This is a genomic window from Candidatus Erwinia dacicola (assembly GCF_001756855.1).
Taxonomy (GTDB): Bacteria; Pseudomonadota; Gammaproteobacteria; order Enterobacterales; family Enterobacteriaceae; genus Erwinia; species Erwinia dacicola.
This window is the reverse complement of sequence record NZ_MAYS01000608.1, coordinates 1-1,684: the sequence shown is the minus strand read 5'-3', so window position 1 is coordinate 1,684 and position 1,684 is coordinate 1. Positions and strand designations below refer to the sequence as shown.

General features: G+C 50.9%; 1 protein-coding gene and 1 pseudogene. Both read left to right on the top strand.

The annotated features are described in order from the left end of the window. Positions 1 to 238: 238 nt before the first annotated feature. Positions 239 to 1,028: pseudogene (locus tag BBW68_RS17340) on the top strand (aldo/keto reductase); the annotation flags it as partial. Positions 1,029 to 1,236: 208 nt separating this feature from the next. Next, positions 1,237 to 1,491: a hypothetical protein gene (locus BBW68_RS20975; RefSeq protein WP_070135977.1), complete on the top strand. Its 255-nt coding sequence runs from the start codon at positions 1,237 to 1,239 to the stop codon at positions 1,489 to 1,491. Positions 1,492 to 1,684: the final 193 nt, after the last annotated feature.

Below are 1,684 nucleotides of genomic sequence, written 5' to 3'. Positions count from 1 at the left end.
CAGATCTTCGCAACAGTGCTCTGCTCATCATGCGGCTCCTCATGGAGGTATGAACTGAGTATTAGCGAATATTTTCAATCTGTTATAGGAAACTCCTCTGACCGTGTGGCAATTAATCGTTACGCCGTTCAGAATTTTCTTTAAGTTGCGATCCATCCCGCTCTATCGCTTAGTGTAACCGTATACTTGCTATGCTATCCTGCGACCTTACTTACCGTTCCAATAACAGGATTTACTCATGGTTTATCAAGCAGATGCCCAGCGTTATGATAAAATGACCTACCACCGCTGAGGGCGCAGCAGCCTAAAACTTCTGGCGATTTCATTGGGTTTATGGCATAATCTAGTCGGCAGCATCCGCAGAATGCAGATCGCGATGCGATATGAGAGATAATCAGTTATGACCTGCTACGCCATGCTTTTGATAACGGTATCACTCATTTTTATCTGGTCAATAACTACGGCCCGCCTCCCGACTTGGCCAAGGAGAATTTTGGCCGCATTCTGCGCGAAGATTTTTGCCCGTATCGCGATGAGCTGGTAATCTCCAGTAAGGCGGATCACAATTACACTGTGTGGCTTGGCCCTTACGGCGAGGCGACTGGGGTGTTCGCGCAAATACCTGATTTCCAGCTTGGATCAGAGCCTGCAACGGATAGGGCTGGAATATGTGGATATCTTCTACCATCACCGCCCGGATCCGAAAACCCCGCTGGAAAAGACCATGGCAGCGCTTGACTATCTGGTGCACCAAGGCAAAATTCTGTACGTGGCGCTTTCTAACTACCCGGTTGGGCTGGTCGCGCAGGCAATTACCATCTTGCAAGATCTCGGTACGCAGTGCCTAATCTACCAGCCGAAATATTCGATGTTTGAGCGCACACCGGAAGGTGGCTTGCTGGGTGTGCTGGCGCAGGAGGTTGCGGGCAGCATTGCCTTCTCACCTGCTGGTCGGTGGTGTGCTGACCGACCACTATCTCAACGGCATCCCGGAAGATTCCCGTGCCGCCAGCGGCAGCCGCTTCCTCAGCAGCGCTTAGCTGACGCCTGACGCAGGAGAAAATGGAGAAGGTCCGAAGGGGGCGGCCCCTACGCAAATCTCCCCTTACCCCGCTAGAAAAATACCAATTCGCCGTTTTTGAGCGTTTATCAGAATTCACCAAGCGTTGAGCTGGCAATCTCGTTATATTGTGCCGCTACAGCGGAGAAGGCAGATCGCTGATAAAGGAGATATATATGAAACGCTTATTGCTTGTTGCCACTTTATTGGCAAGTTTGTCCCCGTGGGCGGTACACACAGCTTATGCCGACAGCGCACGTATTACTTTAGGCCCGGGAGTGACGCTGCATCTGGGCACTGGGACGGCGGCCGCTGGTGCGACAACCACGGTCGCCATCACGACCACGACCATTGGTAACAATCATAACGGGTCAGGCATGCCTGACCCCTACGTAAAAATCAGTCGCAGGGGGGCTTTGTTGAATAACTAGAGATTATGCTGCAACCCCATAAAAACAGCGAGCATCCACAACATAAAATCAGTAGGTTACAACCAGTGTTCGGTAATACATGCTGGAATGGCTAGCTTTTGCCTCATTCCCAGTTGAAACGCAACAAAATGGAGGGGGCTTATGCCGCCAGTAAGTTCGTTAAAATGTAGTGGTCAACTAATACTGGCCACAG

Excerpts from the sequence above, each read along its gene's own strand:
- BBW68_RS20975 (WP_070135977.1), top strand. The coding sequence starts at position 1,237 with ATGAAACGCTTATTGCTTGTTGCCACTTTATTGGCAAGTTTGTCCCCG.